The 18849-nt window shown below is 38.9% G+C and carries 13 protein-coding genes; 3 read left to right on the forward strand and 10 right to left on the reverse strand.

The genetic code is table 11. The annotated features are described in order from the left end of the window. Positions 1–312 precede the first annotated feature (312 nt). The 10 genes from lpxK to seqA all read right to left on the reverse strand — a co-directional run bounded on the left by lpxK (position 313) and on the right by seqA (position 14026). A complete protein-coding gene (lpxK, locus tag M998_RS04735; protein ID WP_068907820.1) occupies positions 313–1311 on the reverse strand; it encodes a tetraacyldisaccharide 4'-kinase in 999 nt (332 codons plus the stop codon). Further along, positions 1308–3053, reverse strand: a complete 1746-nt coding sequence (msbA, locus tag M998_RS04740) for a lipid A ABC transporter ATP-binding protein/permease MsbA (RefSeq protein WP_068907822.1) — start codon at positions 3051–3053, stop codon at positions 1308–1310. The genes lpxK and msbA overlap by 4 nt, the downstream gene beginning before the upstream one ends. Positions 3054–3089: 36 nt before the next feature. Further along, positions 3090–5438, reverse strand: coding sequence for a DNA internalization-related competence protein ComEC/Rec2 (locus M998_RS04745; protein ID WP_068907825.1), 2349 nt, complete (start codon positions 5436–5438; stop codon positions 3090–3092). 333 nt (positions 5439–5771) lie between these two features. After that, a complete protein-coding gene (gene ihfB / locus M998_RS04750) occupies positions 5772–6059 on the reverse strand; it encodes an integration host factor subunit beta (RefSeq protein WP_068442196.1) in 288 nt (95 codons plus the stop codon). A gap of 54 nt (positions 6060–6113) precedes the next feature. Continuing rightward, positions 6114–7787, reverse strand: a complete 1674-nt coding sequence (gene rpsA / locus M998_RS04755) for a 30S ribosomal protein S1 (RefSeq protein WP_068442194.1) — start codon at positions 7785–7787, stop codon at positions 6114–6116. 174 nt (positions 7788–7961) lie between these two features. Continuing rightward, on the reverse strand, positions 7962–8645 hold the full coding sequence (gene cmk, locus M998_RS04760; protein WP_068442191.1) for a (d)CMP kinase: 684 nt from the start codon (positions 8643–8645) through the stop codon (positions 7962–7964). A 203-nt stretch (positions 8646–8848) separates the two neighbouring features. Further along, positions 8849–10123, reverse strand: a complete 1275-nt coding sequence (gene aroA / locus M998_RS04765; RefSeq protein ID WP_068907827.1) for a 3-phosphoshikimate 1-carboxyvinyltransferase — start codon at positions 10121–10123, stop codon at positions 8849–8851. Between the two features lie 132 nt (positions 10124–10255). Beyond that, the gene (gene serC / locus M998_RS04770) at positions 10256–11347 is read right to left on the reverse strand and encodes a 3-phosphoserine/phosphohydroxythreonine transaminase (RefSeq protein WP_068442184.1); all 1092 of its coding nucleotides are present in this window, start codon (positions 11345–11347) and stop codon (positions 10256–10258) included. 391 nt (positions 11348–11738) lie between these two features. Further along, entirely contained in the window at positions 11739–13373 is a 1635-nt protein-coding gene (gene pgm, locus M998_RS04775) for a phosphoglucomutase (alpha-D-glucose-1,6-bisphosphate-dependent) (protein WP_068446425.1), read from the reverse strand. Between the two features lie 107 nt (positions 13374–13480). Further along, positions 13481–14026 carry a replication initiation negative regulator SeqA gene (gene seqA / locus M998_RS04780; RefSeq protein WP_068442181.1) on the reverse strand — a complete coding sequence of 182 codons (546 nt, stop codon included), beginning with the start codon at positions 14024–14026 and terminating at the stop codon, positions 13481–13483. Between the two features lie 312 nt (positions 14027–14338). Between seqA and ybfF the strand changes: the two genes are divergently transcribed. From ybfF to M998_RS04795, 3 genes are all read left to right on the forward strand, one after another. After that, complete coding sequence (gene ybfF / locus M998_RS04785; RefSeq protein ID WP_068907829.1) at positions 14339–15115, forward strand: esterase; 777 nt, start codon at positions 14339–14341, stop codon at positions 15113–15115. Positions 15116–15414: 299 nt separating this feature from the next. Then, positions 15415–17502, forward strand: coding sequence for a peptidase domain-containing ABC transporter (locus M998_RS04790; RefSeq protein WP_068907831.1), 2088 nt, complete (start codon positions 15415–15417; stop codon positions 17500–17502). 17 nt (positions 17503–17519) lie between these two features. Continuing rightward, positions 17520–18848, forward strand: coding sequence for an HlyD family type I secretion periplasmic adaptor subunit (locus tag M998_RS04795; protein WP_068907851.1), 1329 nt, complete (start codon positions 17520–17522; stop codon positions 18846–18848). The last annotated feature ends 1 nt before the right edge of the window (position 18849 follow it).

Raw genomic sequence — 18849 nt, forward strand, 5'->3', positions numbered from 1 at the left:
TGGTATACAAACAGTCTAAGAGTAATTAAACCTTTACCAATATTGATGCACTTAATTGTTGTGCACCGTTTATGTACTACGATCCTATAGTGAATTTCAGACACCGAGTATCTACTGTGAAATTAACAGTGTATTTTGACATTATGATGACAAAACGAGTATTAATGTAGATATTGCGAGGATATGAAGACTAACTAAAGAACGGACCGTAAAATTTAAGCTAGTATAAAACCCAGTTACTAATGTATTGCATCCCTATACATAATAAGTGGATCTATATCACAATGGCGATATTATTATCACAGTGATACATTATAGGCAAGTTTTTTTATTATCTGAAATGATGTTTTTTATTTCGCTTAGGATAGTTTGAGAGCCATTTTTCTCTAATTCCACGTTTACCGGCAAGTACCACCAATTAGCTTGAGCAAAAGGTTGGCATTTAACGGCATCTTTTTCTGTCATTAACAAACATTCGTTTGATTTAGTTAATGAAGATAGCTGTTGTTGCTCATACGGTTGATGATCTGAGAAGGCATGCACACTTAACAAGGTTAAGCCTTTACTTTGTAAAGAAGCAAAAAAACGAGGTGGATGCCCAATCCCCGCCATTGCAACCACCGCGCTTAATTGTGTGACGGGGCGTGTTTCTCCGCTAAGAAGATTTATAGCCACATCACCTTCCAGTGACATGGCTATTTCATTATTGTGTGGCTGGCCGCCATTGGTAATCAACGCATTGACACTTTTCAGGCGACACGTTGTTTCACGCATCGGCCCAGCAGGTAACCACCAACCATTACCAAAACGGCGCTGACCGTCAATAACCACAATCTCATAGTCCCGTTGTAGCGCATAGTGCTGCAAGCCATCATCGGTAATAATGACATCTAATTGGTTTTTATCTAATAACGCTTTGATTGCTTCACTACGTTTTGGCGCAACGGCAACAGGAACCTTGGTTCTATGGTAAATCAACACAGGCTCATCACCGGCTAATTCTGTCGTGCTGTTTCCATCAAGAACTAATGGATAGTGATTGGATTTACCGCCATACCCTCGAGAAACAACGCCAACTCGGTAGCCTTCGCTGATTAATGATTCAACCAACCAAATTACGACGGGCGTTTTACCATTACCGCCTGCCGTTAAGTTACCTACAATAACGACAGGAACAGGTGCCTTCCAAGAACGAAATAGCCCGGTTTTATAGCCAATAAGCCTAACCGCCGTTATCAACCCATACAAAATAGACAACGGCAGTAGCAAAATATATAGCCATGATTTACCTGACCAAATTCGCTCAATCATTGCTTAAATTGGATCCTGTGTAATTGGGCATAGGCACCCTCTTTAGCCAGTAAGTCCACATGCGTTCCGCGCTCAATAATGTGCCCATCTTGAACAACCAAGATTTCATCCGCATTTTCGATAGTTGATAGTCGGTGAGCAATAACCAGTGATGTTCTATTCTTTTGTAACTCATCAAGTGCTGCTTGTATTGCGCGCTCAGACTCTGTATCCAAAGCCGATGTTGCTTCATCAAGGATCAAGATAGGTGCATCACGTAGCAGTGCTCGCGCTATTGCTATACGTTGACGTTGACCACCCGATAGCATCACACCATTTTCGCCAATAACTGTATCTAAGCCTTTATCTAACTTGTCAATAAAGTCCATGGCATAAGCCATATGAGCGGCTTTTTCTATCTGTTCACGGCTATAGTTACCATCTGTTGCATATGCAATATTATTCGCAATGGTATCGTTAAACAGGTAAACATGCTGAGAGACTAAAGCAACCTGGCTGCGTAATGATGAAAGAGTGTATTCCCGGATATCATGTCCATCAATACGAATACTGCCTTTATCAATGTCATAAAAACGGGTAATCAAATTAGCAATTGTCGATTTACCTGACCCCGAACGCCCCACTAAAGCAACGGATTTGCCCGCAGGTAACGTAAACGAAACATCTTCTAGTGCAGGATGTTCTTTCGTCGCATAAGTAAAAGTAACATGATCAAATTCGATATCGCCTTTTACTTCTTTAAGAACTTTCGTTCCTTCGTCTTTCTCTTGTTCTGTATCTAATATGACAAATAATGTCTGACAAGCCGCCATACCACGTTGAAATTGTGCATTCACGTTGGTTAATGATTTTAAAGGACGCATTAATGCAAACATTGATGAGAAGACAACGGCAATTGTTCCTGACGTTAATTGGTCACGAATTTCAGGAAAACTGGCCGCAAACAGGACAAAGGCTAATGCAAATGAGGCGATTAGCTGAACGATAGGATCGGAGATTGCCGATGCGGTCACCATTTTCATATTTTGGCGGCGCATATTATTGCTCACTTTGTCGAAACGCTTCGTTTCAACTTTCTGCCCACCAAAAATTAAAACCTCTTTGTGCCCTTTTAGCATTTGTTCAGCGCTCGTCGTAACATGCCCCATACCTGTTTGCATGTTTTTACTGATATTACGAAAACGCTTAGAGACAATTCGAATAGTGATAGACACAATCGGGGCGATCACAATTAAAATAAGGGAAAGTTGCCAGCTGTAATAAAACATCATCACAAACAAACCAGTGATGTAAGCCGTTTCACGAATAATCGTGATTAATGCGCCAGAAGCTGATGAAGCAACTTGTTCCGAATCATAGGTGATCCGTGATAAAAGTGTTCCTGTTGATTGCTGGTCAAAAAAGCTAACAGGCATTCCCATCATATGGCCAAACAGTCTTCGGCGCATATTCATGACCACCTTGCCCGATACCCATGAAACACAGTAGGTAGAAACAAAGCTAGATGAACCACGGACAACCATTAATCCTAATACTGCAAGGGGGAGCCATTTTAAGACGTCATTATCTGCTTTATCAAACCCTTCATCGAGTAAAGGTTTTAATAAAGAAATCATAAACGCATCACCCGCCGCGTTAATGATAAGAGCTATTGCTGCAACAATTAAACCCGCTTTAAACGGTACAATCATCGGCCATAAGCGGCGAAAAGTTTGTTTTGTCGAAAGGTCTTTATCATTCATACTTTTATTTACCAGACTTAATGTAAGCGCACTATTCTACTCGGGAAACAGCGGCAAGCCAAACCACAGATGATACCAGCGGGGACTAATTTCATATCTATATCGCAGGACTTTTACTTTTTCTCTTTTAAACCATAAAGTTACCTGACCATTTTCGGATGTATTTAACCACGTGATCTTATTATTTTTATACCTGAAATAGACTTTATCCGATGGAATTTTCCATGGACTGTACCTCGCTGAAGAAATTAATGCGATTGATGGTTTAATTGTTCTTAAGAATAATGCCGTTGAAGACGTGTTACTACCATGATGTGGAGCGAATAATATATTGGAACGTAACCTTGTTTTGTACAAAGCCGTCATCGCTTTCTCACCTCGCTTTTCTAAGTCCCCTGTCAATAAAATTTTATGGTAGCCATCGGTCAATTGAATAACACATGAATCATCATTGTGTGAAATTTTAGATAACTTTTCAGGCCAAAGAGCCTCAAATGTTAACTTTCCCCACTGCCACTTTTGTCCTTTATAGCAAGGAAGATGTTTGGCTTTAATTCCACTTTGATTTTTTCCCAATCGATATTGGGTACCAAAACTACTACGCATATTGAGCCAAGGATAATGCTTTTTTAGCTCATTAATCCCCCCAGTATGATCCAAATGGTTATGGCTAAAAATTACACTTATTGGTGTTATATTATGGTGTTTCAGAAAAGGAATAATTTGTCTTTTGGCATTACTCTCTCCTTGCCAGCGGTTACCAGTATCAAATAAGACTGCTAAATTATTTTGCTCAATCACAACAGCTAAGCCATGGCCCACATCTAAAATCGTCAAGCTCCATTCTTTATCTAATTGTTTTTTATTGAAAATATCCATTAGCAATAAAATAATGACACAGCCCAATAACCCAATATACTTTTTGTACCAACCAAACAATATAACCCAAGCCCCTAGCCAGCAAAAAAGTAATAAATAAAATGAAATTTCACCTAATTCAACCCAATAATCACTCAGAATGTACAAAGGTTGCAGACCAAATGTAATGACCTTATCGATAAATATTAAGATTATATTTTGAATATATTCAATGGGAACCAAAAACAAACCAAAAATGGATGGGACAACGACCCAAGAGACAAGAGGAACAAACCAAAGGTTAGCAAAAAAACTCATCACATTTACCCCCTTAAATAGCATAATCTGTATGGGGACCAACAAAATGAGCAAACCAATTTGTAAGTGGATTAACGGTAAAATCTTACTCAAAATCTTTCTTTGGCTAAGATTTGGGGGTAATGGAAATACAGTAAACCAGTATAGAATTGCCAATACAGCAAAACTCGACAACCAAAAGCTATCTGATAGAATCGAAAGTGGATCGATTAATAATAGGCAAGCAATACTCCATAAAGCCCATTGCCATGAGAAACAATAAAATGGCTGCTTTCGGATATATACCCACAATAATAAAGCCAAAAGGGCTCTTGTTGCAGGGATCGCAAAATTTGATACCCATGCATAGAGAAAAGCAAATACCAGTCCAACAAGGATTGGCATATTTGTTGTAATCAATCTAGCAGGAAGACCGTATTGTAATAAACGAGCAAGTAAGTAGCCCAATAAATAGGACATTCCGATATGTAAACCCGATATTGCAATAAGATGTGTAAGCCCTGTATTTTGCAATAATAATGAAATTTCAGGTTTTAATAGGCCTCGTTCACCAAACATTAGAGCATAAATAATACCTGAATTATTTAATGGATAAATTTTATCGATAAATTGATTAATTGTTTTTTGCCTATAAGAACATTGGGTATCGAGTACCTCTACTTGTTTACTTTTTAATGTCCCGATAATCCTTTGTGATAATTGATAACGCTGTTGATCAAACCCACCTTCATTGAGAGATGCATGTAACGGGTTTAACTTGGCATTTATTTTCCAGACTTGCCCTGCGCAGATTTCGTCATTCCCATTTACTTTTCCTTTCCAAGTTGCATATAACGGAGGAAATACGACTACCGAGTTAATTTTATTAATTCTCACTTTAAGTTTTTCCTCCTTCTCTTTTAGAGGAATACTCACAATCGCTATTTCTAATTGATGGTGTTTCTTTGACAAGAAATTTATTTTTTCCTGTATATCGACCCCATGCAAACAACTCCATAAAAAAATGATAATTGTTAAGGAAATATATTTCCCTGCTTTATTCGTTTTGCAGAAAAAAAAGAAAAAAAGACAAATTAATATAATAAGATTAGTACTACTTATCGAGGGTAACCTCGGTAAAAAAAGTAATGGTAAGATACCGGCTATGACCGAAATAGCGGCTTCTGTACAGGTAAGTAAAGCTAAATTAGTTATCTTCTTCTTATTCATTTAAGCCACTTTCCTTCGATTACGTGAGGGAAATAACTTAAAATATATTTATTGTTTTTTCAGTACTGATTAATTGAACAAACAAAGCCGTTCCCAGAAATCATTGCCAACAATGAAATACATTCATTTACTTGGGAAGCGCTTCGCAAAACTATTATGAATTTGAAAAATTGATTTTATCATTTAAGAATCGAGGATTAAGAACTGAGATTGGGATGATACGTTGAAAAATGAAGATAGCGACCTGTAAAAAACATAAAAAAAACATAAAAAAAACAGCGTCATGTTAAACATAAACGCTGTTTGGGTGTAATAATTAAGCTTTACAGTCTGTTATTGACCATAAATATTTACGCGGTCGCGTAATTCTTTACCTGGCTTGAAGTGAGGAACGTATTTACCTTCCAACTCCACTTTATCTCCAGTTTTTGGATTACGGCCAACACGTGGAGCACGGTAGTGAAGAGAAAAACTGCCGAATCCACGGACTTCAATACGTTCACCACTTGCTAACGTATCCGCCATATGCTCAAGTATTTCTTTTACAGCTTCCTCTACGGTTTTCGCTGAAAGATGAGATTGCTGGCTAGCCAGTTTCTCAATTAACTCAGACTTGGTCATAGTACCTCCCTAAACTACCGTTACAAAGGGGTAACAAGTTACCCCGATACTTAATTATTCGCCTTTAGCTGCTTTGAAAGCTTCAGCCATAGCACTGTTGCCGAATACAGAATCTTCTTGTTTGTTCACAGTAGCGACAGCATCTTTTTCGTCAGCTTCATCTTTCGCGCGAACAGACAGGTTGATTACACGGTTTTTACGATCAACACCTGTGTATTTAGCTTCAACATCATCACCAACGTTCAGAACTAGAGTTGCATCTTCAACACGGTCACGTGAAGCTTCTGATGCACGCAGGTAACCTTCAACGCCTAGAGTCAGTTCTACAGTTGCACCTTTTGCATCAACTGCGATTACTTTACCAGTTACGATTGCGCCTTTCTTAGTCGCTGCCAGGTAGTTGTTGAATGGATCTTCAGCTAACTGTTTAACGCCCAGAGAGATACGCTCACGTTCTGCGTCGACTTGCAGAACAACAGCTGCGATTTCATCACCTTTTTTGTATTCACGAACTGCTTCTTCGCCTGTAACGTTCCAGGAGATGTCAGACAGGTGAACAAGGCCATCGATGCCGCCGTCCAGTCCGATGAAGATACCGAAGTCAGTGATTGACTTGATTTTACCTTCAACACGGTCGCCTTTGTTGTGAGTTTCTGCAAATTGCTGCCATGGGTTAGATTTGCACTGTTTCAGGCCCAGTGAGATACGACGACGTTCTTCATCGATATCCAGAACCATAACTTCAACAACATCACCAACGTTAACAACTTTAGATGGGTGAATGTTTTTGTTAGTCCAATCCATTTCTGAAACGTGAACCAGACCTTCAACGCCTTCTTCAATTTCAACGAAGCAGCCGTAGTCAGTTAGGTTAGTAACGCGACCAGTCAGTTTAGTACCTTCTGGATAACGTTTAGCGATTGCGACCCAAGGATCTTCGCCCAGTTGTTTCAGACCCAGAGATACACGTGTGCGCTCACGGTCAAATTTCAGAACTTTAACATTGATTTCATCACCAACGTTGACAATTTCGCTTGGGTGTTTAACACGTTTCCAAGCCATGTCAGTGATGTGCAGCAGGCCATCAACACCGCCCAGATCAACGAATGCACCGTAGTCAGTAAGGTTCTTAACGATACCTTTAACTTCCATGCCTTCTTGCAGATTTTCCAGCAGTTGATCGCGCTCAGCGCTGCTTTCAGATTCAATTACAGCACGACGAGAAACAACAACGTTGTTGCGTTTCTGATCCAGCTTGATTACTTTGAACTCAAGCTCTTTGCCTTCCAAGTGAGTAGTATCACGAACTGGGCGTACATCTACCAGTGAACCTGGTAAGAACGCACGAATGCCATTCAGTTCTACAGTGAAACCACCTTTTACTTTACCGTTGATAACACCAGTAACAGTTTCAGCTTCTTCGTAAGCTTTTTCCAGCATCAGCCATGCTTCATGACGTTTAGCTTTCTCACGAGAAAGGATAGTTTCACCGAAACCATCTTCTACTGCATCCAGCGCTACATCGACTTCGTCGCCAACTTGGATTTCAAGCTCACCCTGAGCATTTTTGAATTGTTCTACTGGAATAGCAGATTCTGATTTAAGACCTGCGTCTACCAGAACTACGTCTTTATCGATGGCAACAACAGTACCACGAACGATAGAACCAGGACGAGTTTCAATATTTAACAGGGATTCTTCAAAGAGTTGAGCAAAAGATTCAGTCATATTAATGATCTTCAAGGGTTTCTTATTTAACGTCCACTTAGCATCCCGCCAAATGGGGCTGTTTCACATACCCCACAACGTCCATGTCGTAAGGTTGAAACCATGCAAACAAAATAGTCAACATGGTAGTAAGTGCGTATATTATCTAATTATAAGCTAAAATAAAGCCTATTATCACGATAATTTTAGAATATTTTTTGCATAGGTATGTGCTTTTTCAATGACTTCCTCAATAGACATACTTGTGGAGTCCAGCACTAATGCATCTTTCGCGGCAATAAGGGGCGCTACGGATCGATTACGATCTCGGTAATCACGCTCTTCAATTTCGGTCAAAAGTCGTTCAAAGTTAACATCAAACCCCTTTTCCTGCAACTGCTTCATACGCCGATGAGCACGTTCCTGTGCAGATGCATCAAGAAAAATCTTAACGGGGGCATCAGGAAACACTACGGTTCCCATGTCTCTTCCGTCAGCAATGAGCCCAGGTAAGGTTCTAAAGGCACGCTGGCGTCGCAGTAAGGCTTCCCTTACTCGAGGGAATGTTGCAGCTTGAGACGCTGTATTACCCACCGTCTCTGTTCTAATTTGGTTAGAAACATCTTCCCCTTCAAGAATGACTTTCAACACATTTTCTTCAGGTACAAAACGTACATCTAAGTTTGCCGCTAAAGGAACCAGTGCATCCTCTGATTGAATATCCACATGATGATGCAATGCGGCTAACGCGAGCACACGATAGATTGCACCAGAATCAAGAAGCTGCCATCCAAATTTATTTGCTAATGCTTGGCAAAGTGTACCTTTACCAGCTCCGCTTGGTCCATCAACGGTAATTACAGGGGCAATGGCCGCCATAAAAAATCTCCTTTCATGCACATAGCCATTGCTACCTGCAATTAAAATCTGTGTAGGTATTATACCTACTCACCAATTTTGTGAAATAAGCAGGTTCTGATGAATGAAATAAAATTGATGAAAAGGTGCGGATAAAAGGCAGAAAGGACTGAGTGAGTTGATATTCTCTGTTTCAATACCAACTCACTTAATTCAATAAAGTATTAACTCAAGCGCGCAAGTTGATCAAAATAATCAGGAAACGTTTTCGCTGTACAGCCTGGATCTAAAATTGTGACTGGAGTATTAGATAATGCGACTAATGAGAAACACATAGCAATGCGGTGGTCGTTATAGGTTTCAATCTGCGCATGATTCAGTTTTTTAGGTGGGACAATACGAATATAATCATGCCCCTCTTCCACTTCTGCACCGACTTTACGTAACTCTGTCGCCATCGCGTATAACCGATCCGTTTCTTTAACGCGCCAATTATAGATATTACGAATAACCGTTTCCCCTTCAGCAAAAAGCGCTACGGTTCCGATTGTCATTGCCGCATCAGGGATTGCATTCATATCCATATCAATACCATTGAGCGTACCACGTTCACATTCAACGTAATCATCCCCCCAACGAATAATTGCACCCATTTTTTCGAGTACATTGGCAAACTTGGTATCCCCCTGCAAGCTATTACGCCCAATACCGGTAACCCGTACAATGCCACCTTTAATTGCTGCCGCGGCTAAAAAGTAGGAAGCCGAAGAGGCATCACCTTCCACTAAGTATTCACCCGGTGATTGATATTGCTGTTGGCCTTTAATAATAAAGTGTTGATATTGATGATTTTCAACAGATACGCCAAAACTTTGCATTAGTGCTAATGTAATATCGATATAAGGTTTAGAAACTAATTCGCCTGAAATTGTAATCACTGTATCTTGCGGCGCAAGTGGTGCAGCCATTAATAAAGCGGTTAAAAACTGGCTCGATACCGAACCATCAACTGAAATAGAGCCGCCCTTGAATCCGCCTTTTAAGCGGATAGGTGGGTAATTTTGTTGTTCTAAATAATCAATCGCAGCGCTACCTTCCCTTAAAGCGTCAACTAAGTGCCCAATTGGACGCTCTTTCATACGAGGCTCCCCAGTCAGGACAATATTGTTCTCACTGAGGGATAATGCAGCTGTTAACGGGCGCATTGCTGTACCGGCATTTCCAAGAAAGATCTCTAATTCACCCTGATAAGATAAATTCCCCCCAAGACCTTCCACGCTACAACGCGTTTTATCTTCAGACAACTGATACTTAACACCTAATTGGCTTAACGCATTCAACATATGGCGAATATCATCACTGTCTAATAAATTAGTGAGCACCGTTGTGCCTTTCGCCATCGCTGCTAATAAAAGTGCTCGATTTGATACACTTTTAGACCCTGGCAAGTTGATAGTGCCGTTAACGGTGGATATGGGTTGTAATGTCAGGGATTGCATAGAACGCTATTTCTCCAATGTGATTTGCGACTGCTTTTATTTTTATAAAAATAAGACAAAATTAACCAGCCAAGCGTTCTATCTTGACCGGTTGATTTTAATCAGTGCTTGATACTGATTTTAAATTGAAAATTATTGGGCGTGGCGGCGCTCGAAATCTGCCATAAAGTCAACTAAAGCCTGTACGCCTGCTAATGGCATTGCATTGTAAATAGAAGCGCGCATACCGCCAGAAACCTTGTGACCTTTTAATGACAGTAAGCCTTGCTGCTTGGCTTCTTCAATAAACTTGGCATCCAAAGAAGGGTCTTGCATTTGGAATGGCACATTCATCCAAGAACGATTCTCTACCGCGACACGGTTAATGTAGAACTGGCTATCATCAATCGCTTGATACAGTAACTGGGATTTCTCATAGTTACGTTTCGCCATCTCCTGCAAACCGCCCTGTTCTTTTAGCCATTTAAATACCATGCCGGATAAATACCATGCAAATGTTGGTGGCGTATTAAACATCGAGTTGTATTCAGCCAAGACGGTATAGTCAAATACTGAAGGTGCTTGATTGGATGCTTTCCCCAATAAGTCTTCACGAATAATCACAATCGTCAATCCCGCTGGGCCGATGTTTTTTTGCGCGCCAGCATAAATGACACCATAACGGCTTACATCGATTGGCTTAGATAAAATTGCAGATGAATAATCAGCAATAATAATTTTGTCTTCAGGGAAATCAGGTTCTTCCAGAATGGCTAAACCGCCAATGGTTTCATTTGGGCAATAATGAATATAAGCCGCATCTTTGCTCAATGGCCATTCTTTCATGGGTTTAATACCGATAATACCGTCTTTTTCTTGTTCTACTTGAATAATATTTGGTGTGCAGTATTTTTGAGCTTCTTTTGCCGCAGACTCAGACCAATAGCCACTAACAATATAATCTGCTGTTGTTTTATCACCCAGTAAATTCATTGGGATAGCAGCAAAGTGTGCGCGAGCACCGCCGTGACAGAAGAGTATTTTATAGTTACTTGGTACATTTAATAAGTCGCGTAAATTTTGTTCTGCTTCTTCAGCGACTTCAATAAAGTCTTTTCCGCGATGACTCACTTCCATCACAGAAACACCGAGCCCTTTCCAATTACAAAATTCTTGTTCGGCACGACGCATGACTTCAACAGGCAGCATAGCTGGACCTGCACTGAAATTATAAACCTGACTCATTGACCTCACCCTATCTTCAATATTGTTAGTTAAACTCACTCAGATACCTAAAGTTGTATCATCACGCGCCTTTAGCTGCAACGGTTATTGTGGGCAAGTTTTCAAATTCAGGAAGGATATTTTTTGACATTAAAGCAAACAATTTTGTCAATCACGTCACATTATTAATAACCATAATATGATGGAGAAATTAACAAGACATAAGGGAGAAAAACCCAATTATATACCCGGCATTCTTCAAGTTTCAGGGTTGTTGACTACGCTCAGCCAGCCGAATCACATAGTTATCTATGTTCATCGGCTATCTTTACTTGTCGCCTACCTGCAACTTGAATTATTTTGGGTATAGTAATTTATTTCTAATCGGGGTAAAAAAGTTGAACTACGCTAATTAGCTAATCACTTTACTAACGATTTCAATCGCTTCTTTTTCAATAAGACGAAGATGCTCTTCACCTCGGAAGCTCTCACAGTATATTTTGTAGGCTTCTTCGGTTCCTGATGGCCTCGCGGCAAACCAACCGTAATCGGTCATAATTTTCAACCCACCGATTGCTGCGCCGTTACCTGGAGCTGCCGTTAAACGCTGAGTAATTTTATCACCTGCTAGCGTATCTGCTTCCACCATTTCTGGCGATAATTTGCTAAGTTTCGCTTTTTGCTCATGAGTTGCTTTCGCTTGAATGCGGTTATAAATTGGTGCGCCAAATTTTTCAGCCAGCTTATTATAACGTTGCTGCGGGTTTTCACCGGTTACGGCGGTTATTTCAGCAGCAAGCAAACATAAAATAATCCCGTCTTTGTCTGTTGACCATGGTGTACCATCAAACTTAAGGAATGAAGCGCCCGCGCTTTCTTCTCCGCCAAATCCGAGTTTCCCACTAAATAGGCCATCAACAAACCATTTAAATCCAACAGGAACTTCCACCAGCTCACGTCCGATATCATTAACAACACGGTCAATCATGGCACTTGATACTAATGTTTTTCCTACTGCAACATCTTTCCCCCACTGAGGGCGATGTAGGAATAAATAATCAATCGCAACAGCAAGGTAATGATTAGGATTCATTAAGCCATCAGGGGTGACAATACCATGACGATCGTAATCGGGATCGTTAGCAAAAGCTAAATCGAACCTCTCTTTCATACCTAGCAAGCCGGCCATCGCCCAACTCGATGAGCAATCCATACGGATCACACCATCATGGTCAAGGGGCATAAAGCGGAATGTTTGGTCTAACTGATCATTAACAATTTCGATATCTAACTGATAGTATTCGGCTATTTTCTTCCAATATTCAATGCCAGAACCGCCGAGTGGATCAACACCAATTTTTAGCCCTGATTTCTGAATAGCTTTCATATCAACAACTTCACCGAGTGCTGATACATAAGGCATAATCAAATCTTGCTCAATCACATAGCCACTCGCCATCGCAGCATCAAAGCTTAAACGCTTAACACCAACAAGATGAGTTGCCAGTAATTGGTTTGCTTGTTTTTCAATAACAGACGTTAAATCAGTATCTGCTGGACCACCATTGGCAGGATTATATTTAATCCCACCGTCTTCAGGAGGATTATGGGATGGCGTTATAACGATCCCATCAGCAATATCTTTGTGTGATTTGTTATAGCTTAAAATTGCATGGGAGATAGCCGGCGTTGGCGTAAAGCCATTCGCTTCTTGAACAACAACATTTACCTGATTAGCCGCGAGTACTTCAATTACTGTAATAAATGCAGCTTCAGACAGCGCATGAGTATCTTTACCCACAAAACAAGGTCCTGTAACACCCTGTTTTTTACGCAAATCAGCAATGGCTTGTGCAATTGCCAATATATGGCTCTCATTAAAATTTTTACGCACAGAGCTGCCACGATGCCCAGAGGTTCCAAACTTTACGGCTTGAGATGGGTTATTTGCCTGTGGCTGTTGCGTATAATATTGAGCTGTCAGTTGTGCGACATTTATCAAATCATTTTGAAACGGAAGCTGCCCTGCACGTTCATGTATTGTCACTTGTTCTCTCCCAAAGCACTGATGCATCGTTATATACTGGCTATAATGCAAGTTGCAGGCTGCCTCTTGAATTATTTAGAGTATAAACACCAATGATCTCTCAATTTTTAGATAGTATTGCTAACCTTTTCAATAACATTTGCAGGAAATTGCATCTCCTGCATGATGGCATCGACCATACTACGCTTACGATTTGTATTGGTATTTGTGATAACCCAATATGGTGTACCCGGAATATGGCGTGGCTTGGATTGCTTACCTGCAGCAAGCAATGTTTGCTCATCACCAGCAAAATAGATCCGAGTACGCCCATGCAACGATTCAGTTGCATTTGCAAAGCTATTCGAATCTAAGTTATAGAGTGTGGATAGTATTAGCATAAAGCGGTCAATTGCTTTGCTTTTTTCTGCATAAGCGTCTGATAGCAAAAGCTCTCTGATAACTCTAACAGGATTTTGTGCAGCCGCTGGTGTACTGATAATATGAGTTGCCGATTGCACAGGCGACTCGATGCAGGCATCTTTTGCTGGTACTGGCTGCCCGGGTTTGAAATTTAACATACGGCGCAAAATGTCCGATGCACTTTCACCGATATGCTGTGTGTGACTCGCAATATAGCGGTAAAGCTCTTCATCAACGTCTATCGTTTTCATTATTTCCCAGTACTTTTTTAACTAAAATTTGCGTGGAGATTATAAGACAGATTTAAAAAAAACAAAACAATTAAAATTTCAATAACTTAAAGCAAACATTACACTGAGATTAACGATAATTCAGTGGTTTATCACGTCCGAACTCACTTTAATTATCTTTACAGATTACCCTATTTGCACAATAAAACAGAGTTATCTAGCGTTACTTCAGTTAGGTCAAAAAATATTAAGGTAAAGTGACTCATTTGGATTTTAAACTCAGCCATGCCATGATAAGCCTACCTCTACCGATTATATTCCGATAATTTAACTATGACTGAGTTGCTAAACCATACTATTCATCAACCCGAAAATCCAATTGCCAATACCCCTATTGTTCTGATCCATGGGTTATTTGGCGATCTCAATAATTTAGGTGTTTTGGGCCGTGACTTGCAAAATTACTTTGACACTATTCAAATTGATGTACGTAATCATGGTGATTCATTTCGTGCGACACAGATGGAGTACCAACAAATGGCACAAGATGTCATTCATCTTGTTAAATCATTAGGTTATGAAAGTGCGATCATTATTGGTCATTCGATGGGTGGAAAAATAGCCATGGCTGCCACTGCTATTGCCCCTGACTTTATTGAGAAAATTGTTGTTATTGATATCGCTCCGGTTGCTTATCAAGTTCGTCGACATGATAAAATTTTTGCTGCACTTGATGCAGTAACGCAAGCACAAGTGAAAAGCCGCCAAGAAGCGACTGTTATTATGCAAGAGTATATTAATGAGGATGGCGTTATTCAGTTTTTACTGAAATCATTTCGCCAAGGTGAGTGGAAATTTAATATCCCTGCCCTTAAAAATAATTACGAACAAATTATTGGCTGGGAAACTGTCCCTGCTTGGGATAAACCCGTTTTATTAATACCGGGTGGAAATTCACCTTATGTACAAGCAGAGTATCGCGATCAAATAGCCGCTCAATTTCCAAAAGCAAAAGCTTGGGTTGTGGCAGATACTGGCCATTGGGTGCATGCTGAAAAGCCTGATCATGTATTAAGGGCAATACACCGGTTTTTAGGTCTATCTAAATAATAGTTTCTATAAAATAACGATGGGGCATTGCAATAATATTATAGCTATTTCAATGCCCCAAAAGAAATTATTCATAAAACAAATTAAATATAAAATAAAAACAATAATAAGACTAACTTTAATACTCCCGCCATAATTATCTCTGTATTATCTTATCTGAATAAAAAACCTTATCATCAATCATTATTTAACTAGAACATAATTCCAACTCAATCAATAGATAGCAACATTTTCACTCAATCCAGCTATTGGTGAATTTTATATTTAATGAAATAATAAAAAGGATTTTTAATATAAAGATGGAAAGTGAAAAATCACAATCAACATTATACTTCATAAGTGTTATCGCTAAATTAGCAGGAACCATAGATTCCGATAGTTTAAACAAAACCATTTCCAGCGAAAAAAATTACAATAACACCATTAATTTAATTAAAAAAAATCATAATATTCGTTGTAAAAAAAGGACTCAAAAAAACAAAGATATCACTAAGATATATTCCCCCTCTATTTTATATGATAAAAACGGTATGGCATTTTTACTGGCCAACCACAACAATGAACAGGTACTTATCCAAAAGATGGGTAATATCCCACCTGAAATTTGGAATATAGAAGAACTTAAGCGGCAATGGAATGGGGAGTGGTTACAGGTTAAGTTACAACAAGGTACATTTGACATCACTTGGTTTAAGGTGGAATTTTTAAAGTATAAAAAAATTATTGCATGGGTATTATTGTTTTCATTCATTCTACAAATACTCGCTTTAGTTTCTCCTATAGTGATGCAAGTTATTATGGATAAGGTTTTAATTCATAGTAATTTAATAACCCTTGACGTTTTAATATTTGGGTTAATTATTGCTGCTTTTATCGAAGTCATATTAAAAGGATTTAGAGAGTATATCTATCATCATACGATTAATCGTATTGATATTACTTTAGGCTTAAAATTAGTTAACCACCTATTACACCTACCAATTTCATTTTTTAAAAATAGGCAAATAGGCGCAATAGTGACTCGCGTGAAGGAATTAGAAACTATACGTGAGTTTTTAACCAGTAGTTTTTTTACATTGTGCGTTGATGTTCTTTTCTTATTTGTTTTCATTTATGTAATGAATTTACTTTCACCAACCTTAACATTATTCTTTATATGCTCAATACCCTGCTATTTATTAGTCGCTTGGTGGTTAACACCTAAAATTGAAGCCGCAGCTCAACAACAATTTGCCAATATTGCCATTAACACCTCATTCCTTACCGAAAGCGTAAATGCCATTGAAACAACTAAAAGTTTATCTATTGAGCCTAATTTTACGCGCCGTTGGGATAAACAAACGGCAGATATGAGCCAAACAAACTTTATTTCAGGTCAAATAGGCTCCCGCTCTGAACATATTGTCATGGCAATAGAAAAAATAACCAGCGCAATGATTTTGTGGATTGGTGCATCCGAAGTACTTGCTTTACAAATGACTATCGGCCAATTTATTGCTTTTCATATGATGGTAAGCCATGCCAATCAACCATTAGTTAAACTGGTAAAGCTATGGGGAGATTATATTCGGACAAAAGTCGCTATAGAAAAACTCGCTCAAATAATTAATTTACCCATCGAGCAAGCAAAACAGAGTAACCATAATATTATTAATGGCGATATCCACCTAAACAATATCTCTTTTCGTTATCAACCAAACACGCCTTATATATTAAAGGATTTTGATTTAACCATTAAAGCAGGTGAAACATTAGGTATTGTCGGTACATCTGGCTCCGGTAAAAGTACATTAGCCCGCTTAATTTTACGCCTCTATACGCCAGAGAAAGGGGGAATATATCTCGATGGGGCTCCCTTATCATCCATAAATCTTAATACATTGAGAACCCAAGTTGGTATCGTTCTACAAGAAAACTTTTTATTTAATCAGTCGGTTTTCAATAATATATCCCAAACACTACCGAATGCGTCAATGGACGAAGTGGTTAATGCCGCCAAAATGGCAGGTGCCCATAACTTTATCCTAAAATTACCCATGGGCTACGACACTATTATTGCCGAGGATGGAGCTTCATTATCTGGTGGGCAGCGTCAAAGAATTGCGATCGCTCGAACTTTACTCGCCAACCCTAAAATTATCATCTTTGATGAGGCCACTAGTGCACTAGATGATGAGTCTCAAGCTATTATTCAAGAAAATATGCAAGTGATCGCTAAAGGACGAACCGTAATTACTATCGCACATCGCTTATCCACTATTCGCAATCATCAACGTATCATTGTTATGCAGCAGGGTGAAATTGTTGAACAAGGTAGCCATTCGCTATTGATTGAAAAAGATGGGTTTTATAAGCATTTGTGGACACTCCAACAATCTCTTAAATAATGACATGGATGTTAGATATGAAAAATAAATCAGAGAAAATAAGCTATAACAGCTTTTTACCTTCTCACTTAGCAATACTGAAAACGCCCCCCTCTTATTTGGTCGTGAGCGTCGCTGTTTCAATTAGTATCGGTATCCTCATTGCTATCATATGGTCATATATTGGTAAGCTCGATATTCAAGCAACCGCTCAAGGTAAATTAATTGTTTCAGGCCGAACTCAATTAATTCAAGCATTTGAATTAAGCCGCCTTCAGCATATCCATGTAGCGGATGGTCAAACAGTTAAACAAGGGGATGCATTACTGAGTGTCAAAGTATTAGGTATTGACCAAGATATTCTCAGTTTAAATTACCAACAAAATTTTCAAATTAGTGAAAAACTTATTCATTATGCTTTACTCAATGAACAACCTATAGAAGCTTTGCAATCCTTCGTTCAGCTAAATATCCAAGAAAAAGAGAGAGCGATTCAAAGCTATCAAAGCATAAAAAAAGAATACAACTCATTACGTAATGAAATAGATAATGAAATTGAATTAAATAGGGTTAGTTATCAAGCACGAAAAAGCGAATTAAAGGATATAAATTTTTTAATTATAAATATTAAAAAAAGACTCGATGCCTACCACGCGCTTAATCAAAAACAGATTATTAGCCAGAAAGAATTTTTAGAGCAAGAACGCGAACTATTAATTGCTAAAAAAGAAAAAACCATTAAACAATCTGAATTATCAATTTTAAATAGTCAGCATCATGCTTTAAAAGAAAAAACAAATCGAATTAAAGCGCAAAAATATCAAGAGTGGGATGAGAAATATAAGCAGGCTGAATTCAAACATGTTTCTATTGAGCAAGAATTGCTAAAAAATCAAGAAAGAAATCAACTTGAAATTATTCGGGCTCCTGTCGATGGCACCATTCAACAATTAGCAACCTATACTATTGGCGCGGTATTACAACCGGCACAACAACTCATGGTTATTGTGCCCAATAATAATGTTCAACTTGCTGAAGTCAAGATTTTAAATAAAGACATTGGTTTTATTCAAGAAGGCCAAATAGCCTCCGTTAAAGTTGATGCTTTTCCTTATACTCGTTACGGCACAATAGAAGGTGAAATTTTATCGATATCAAGGGACAGTACACAAGATGAAAACCTCGGTTTAGTCTTTTTAGGCCAGATTGGCTTAGCGAAAAAAGATTTACAAGTGGAAGGTGAAACAATTGAGTTGACCCCCGGCCTCTCTATCGTCGCTGAAATTAAAACAGACAAGCGACGAATTATCGATTATTTACTCAGCCCAATTAACGAATACACCTCAAATGCAATGAGAGAAAAATAAT

The organism is Providencia heimbachae ATCC 35613 (assembly GCF_001655055.1).
GTDB lineage: Bacteria > Pseudomonadota > Gammaproteobacteria > Enterobacterales > Enterobacteriaceae > Providencia > Providencia heimbachae.

Excerpts from the sequence above, each read along its gene's own strand:
- ihfB (WP_068442196.1), bottom strand. The coding sequence starts at position 6,059 with ATGACCAAGTCTGAGTTAATTGAGAAACTGGCTAGCCAGCAATCTCAT.
- serC (WP_068442184.1), bottom strand. The coding sequence starts at position 11,347 with ATGAGTCAGGTTTATAATTTCAGTGCAGGTCCAGCTATGCTGCCTGTT.
- M998_RS04790 (WP_068907831.1), top strand. The coding sequence starts at position 15,415 with ATGGAAAGTGAAAAATCACAATCAACATTATACTTCATAAGTGTTATC.
- seqA (WP_068442181.1), bottom strand. The coding sequence starts at position 14,026 with ATGAAAACGATAGACGTTGATGAAGAGCTTTACCGCTATATTGCGAGT.
- M998_RS04795 (WP_068907851.1), top strand. The coding sequence starts at position 17,520 with ATGAAAAATAAATCAGAGAAAATAAGCTATAACAGCTTTTTACCTTCT.
- ybfF (WP_068907829.1), top strand. The coding sequence starts at position 14,339 with ATGACTGAGTTGCTAAACCATACTATTCATCAACCCGAAAATCCAATT.
- msbA (WP_068907822.1), bottom strand. The coding sequence starts at position 3,053 with ATGAATGATAAAGACCTTTCGACAAAACAAACTTTTCGCCGCTTATGG.
- aroA (WP_068907827.1), bottom strand. The coding sequence starts at position 10,123 with ATGCAATCCCTGACATTACAACCCATATCCACCGTTAACGGCACTATC.
- M998_RS04745 (WP_068907825.1), bottom strand. The coding sequence starts at position 5,438 with ATGAATAAGAAGAAGATAACTAATTTAGCTTTACTTACCTGTACAGAA.
- rpsA (WP_068442194.1), bottom strand. The coding sequence starts at position 7,787 with ATGACTGAATCTTTTGCTCAACTCTTTGAAGAATCCCTGTTAAATATT.
- cmk (WP_068442191.1), bottom strand. The coding sequence starts at position 8,645 with ATGGCGGCCATTGCCCCTGTAATTACCGTTGATGGACCAAGCGGAGCT.
- lpxK (WP_068907820.1), bottom strand. The coding sequence starts at position 1,311 with ATGATTGAGCGAATTTGGTCAGGTAAATCATGGCTATATATTTTGCTA.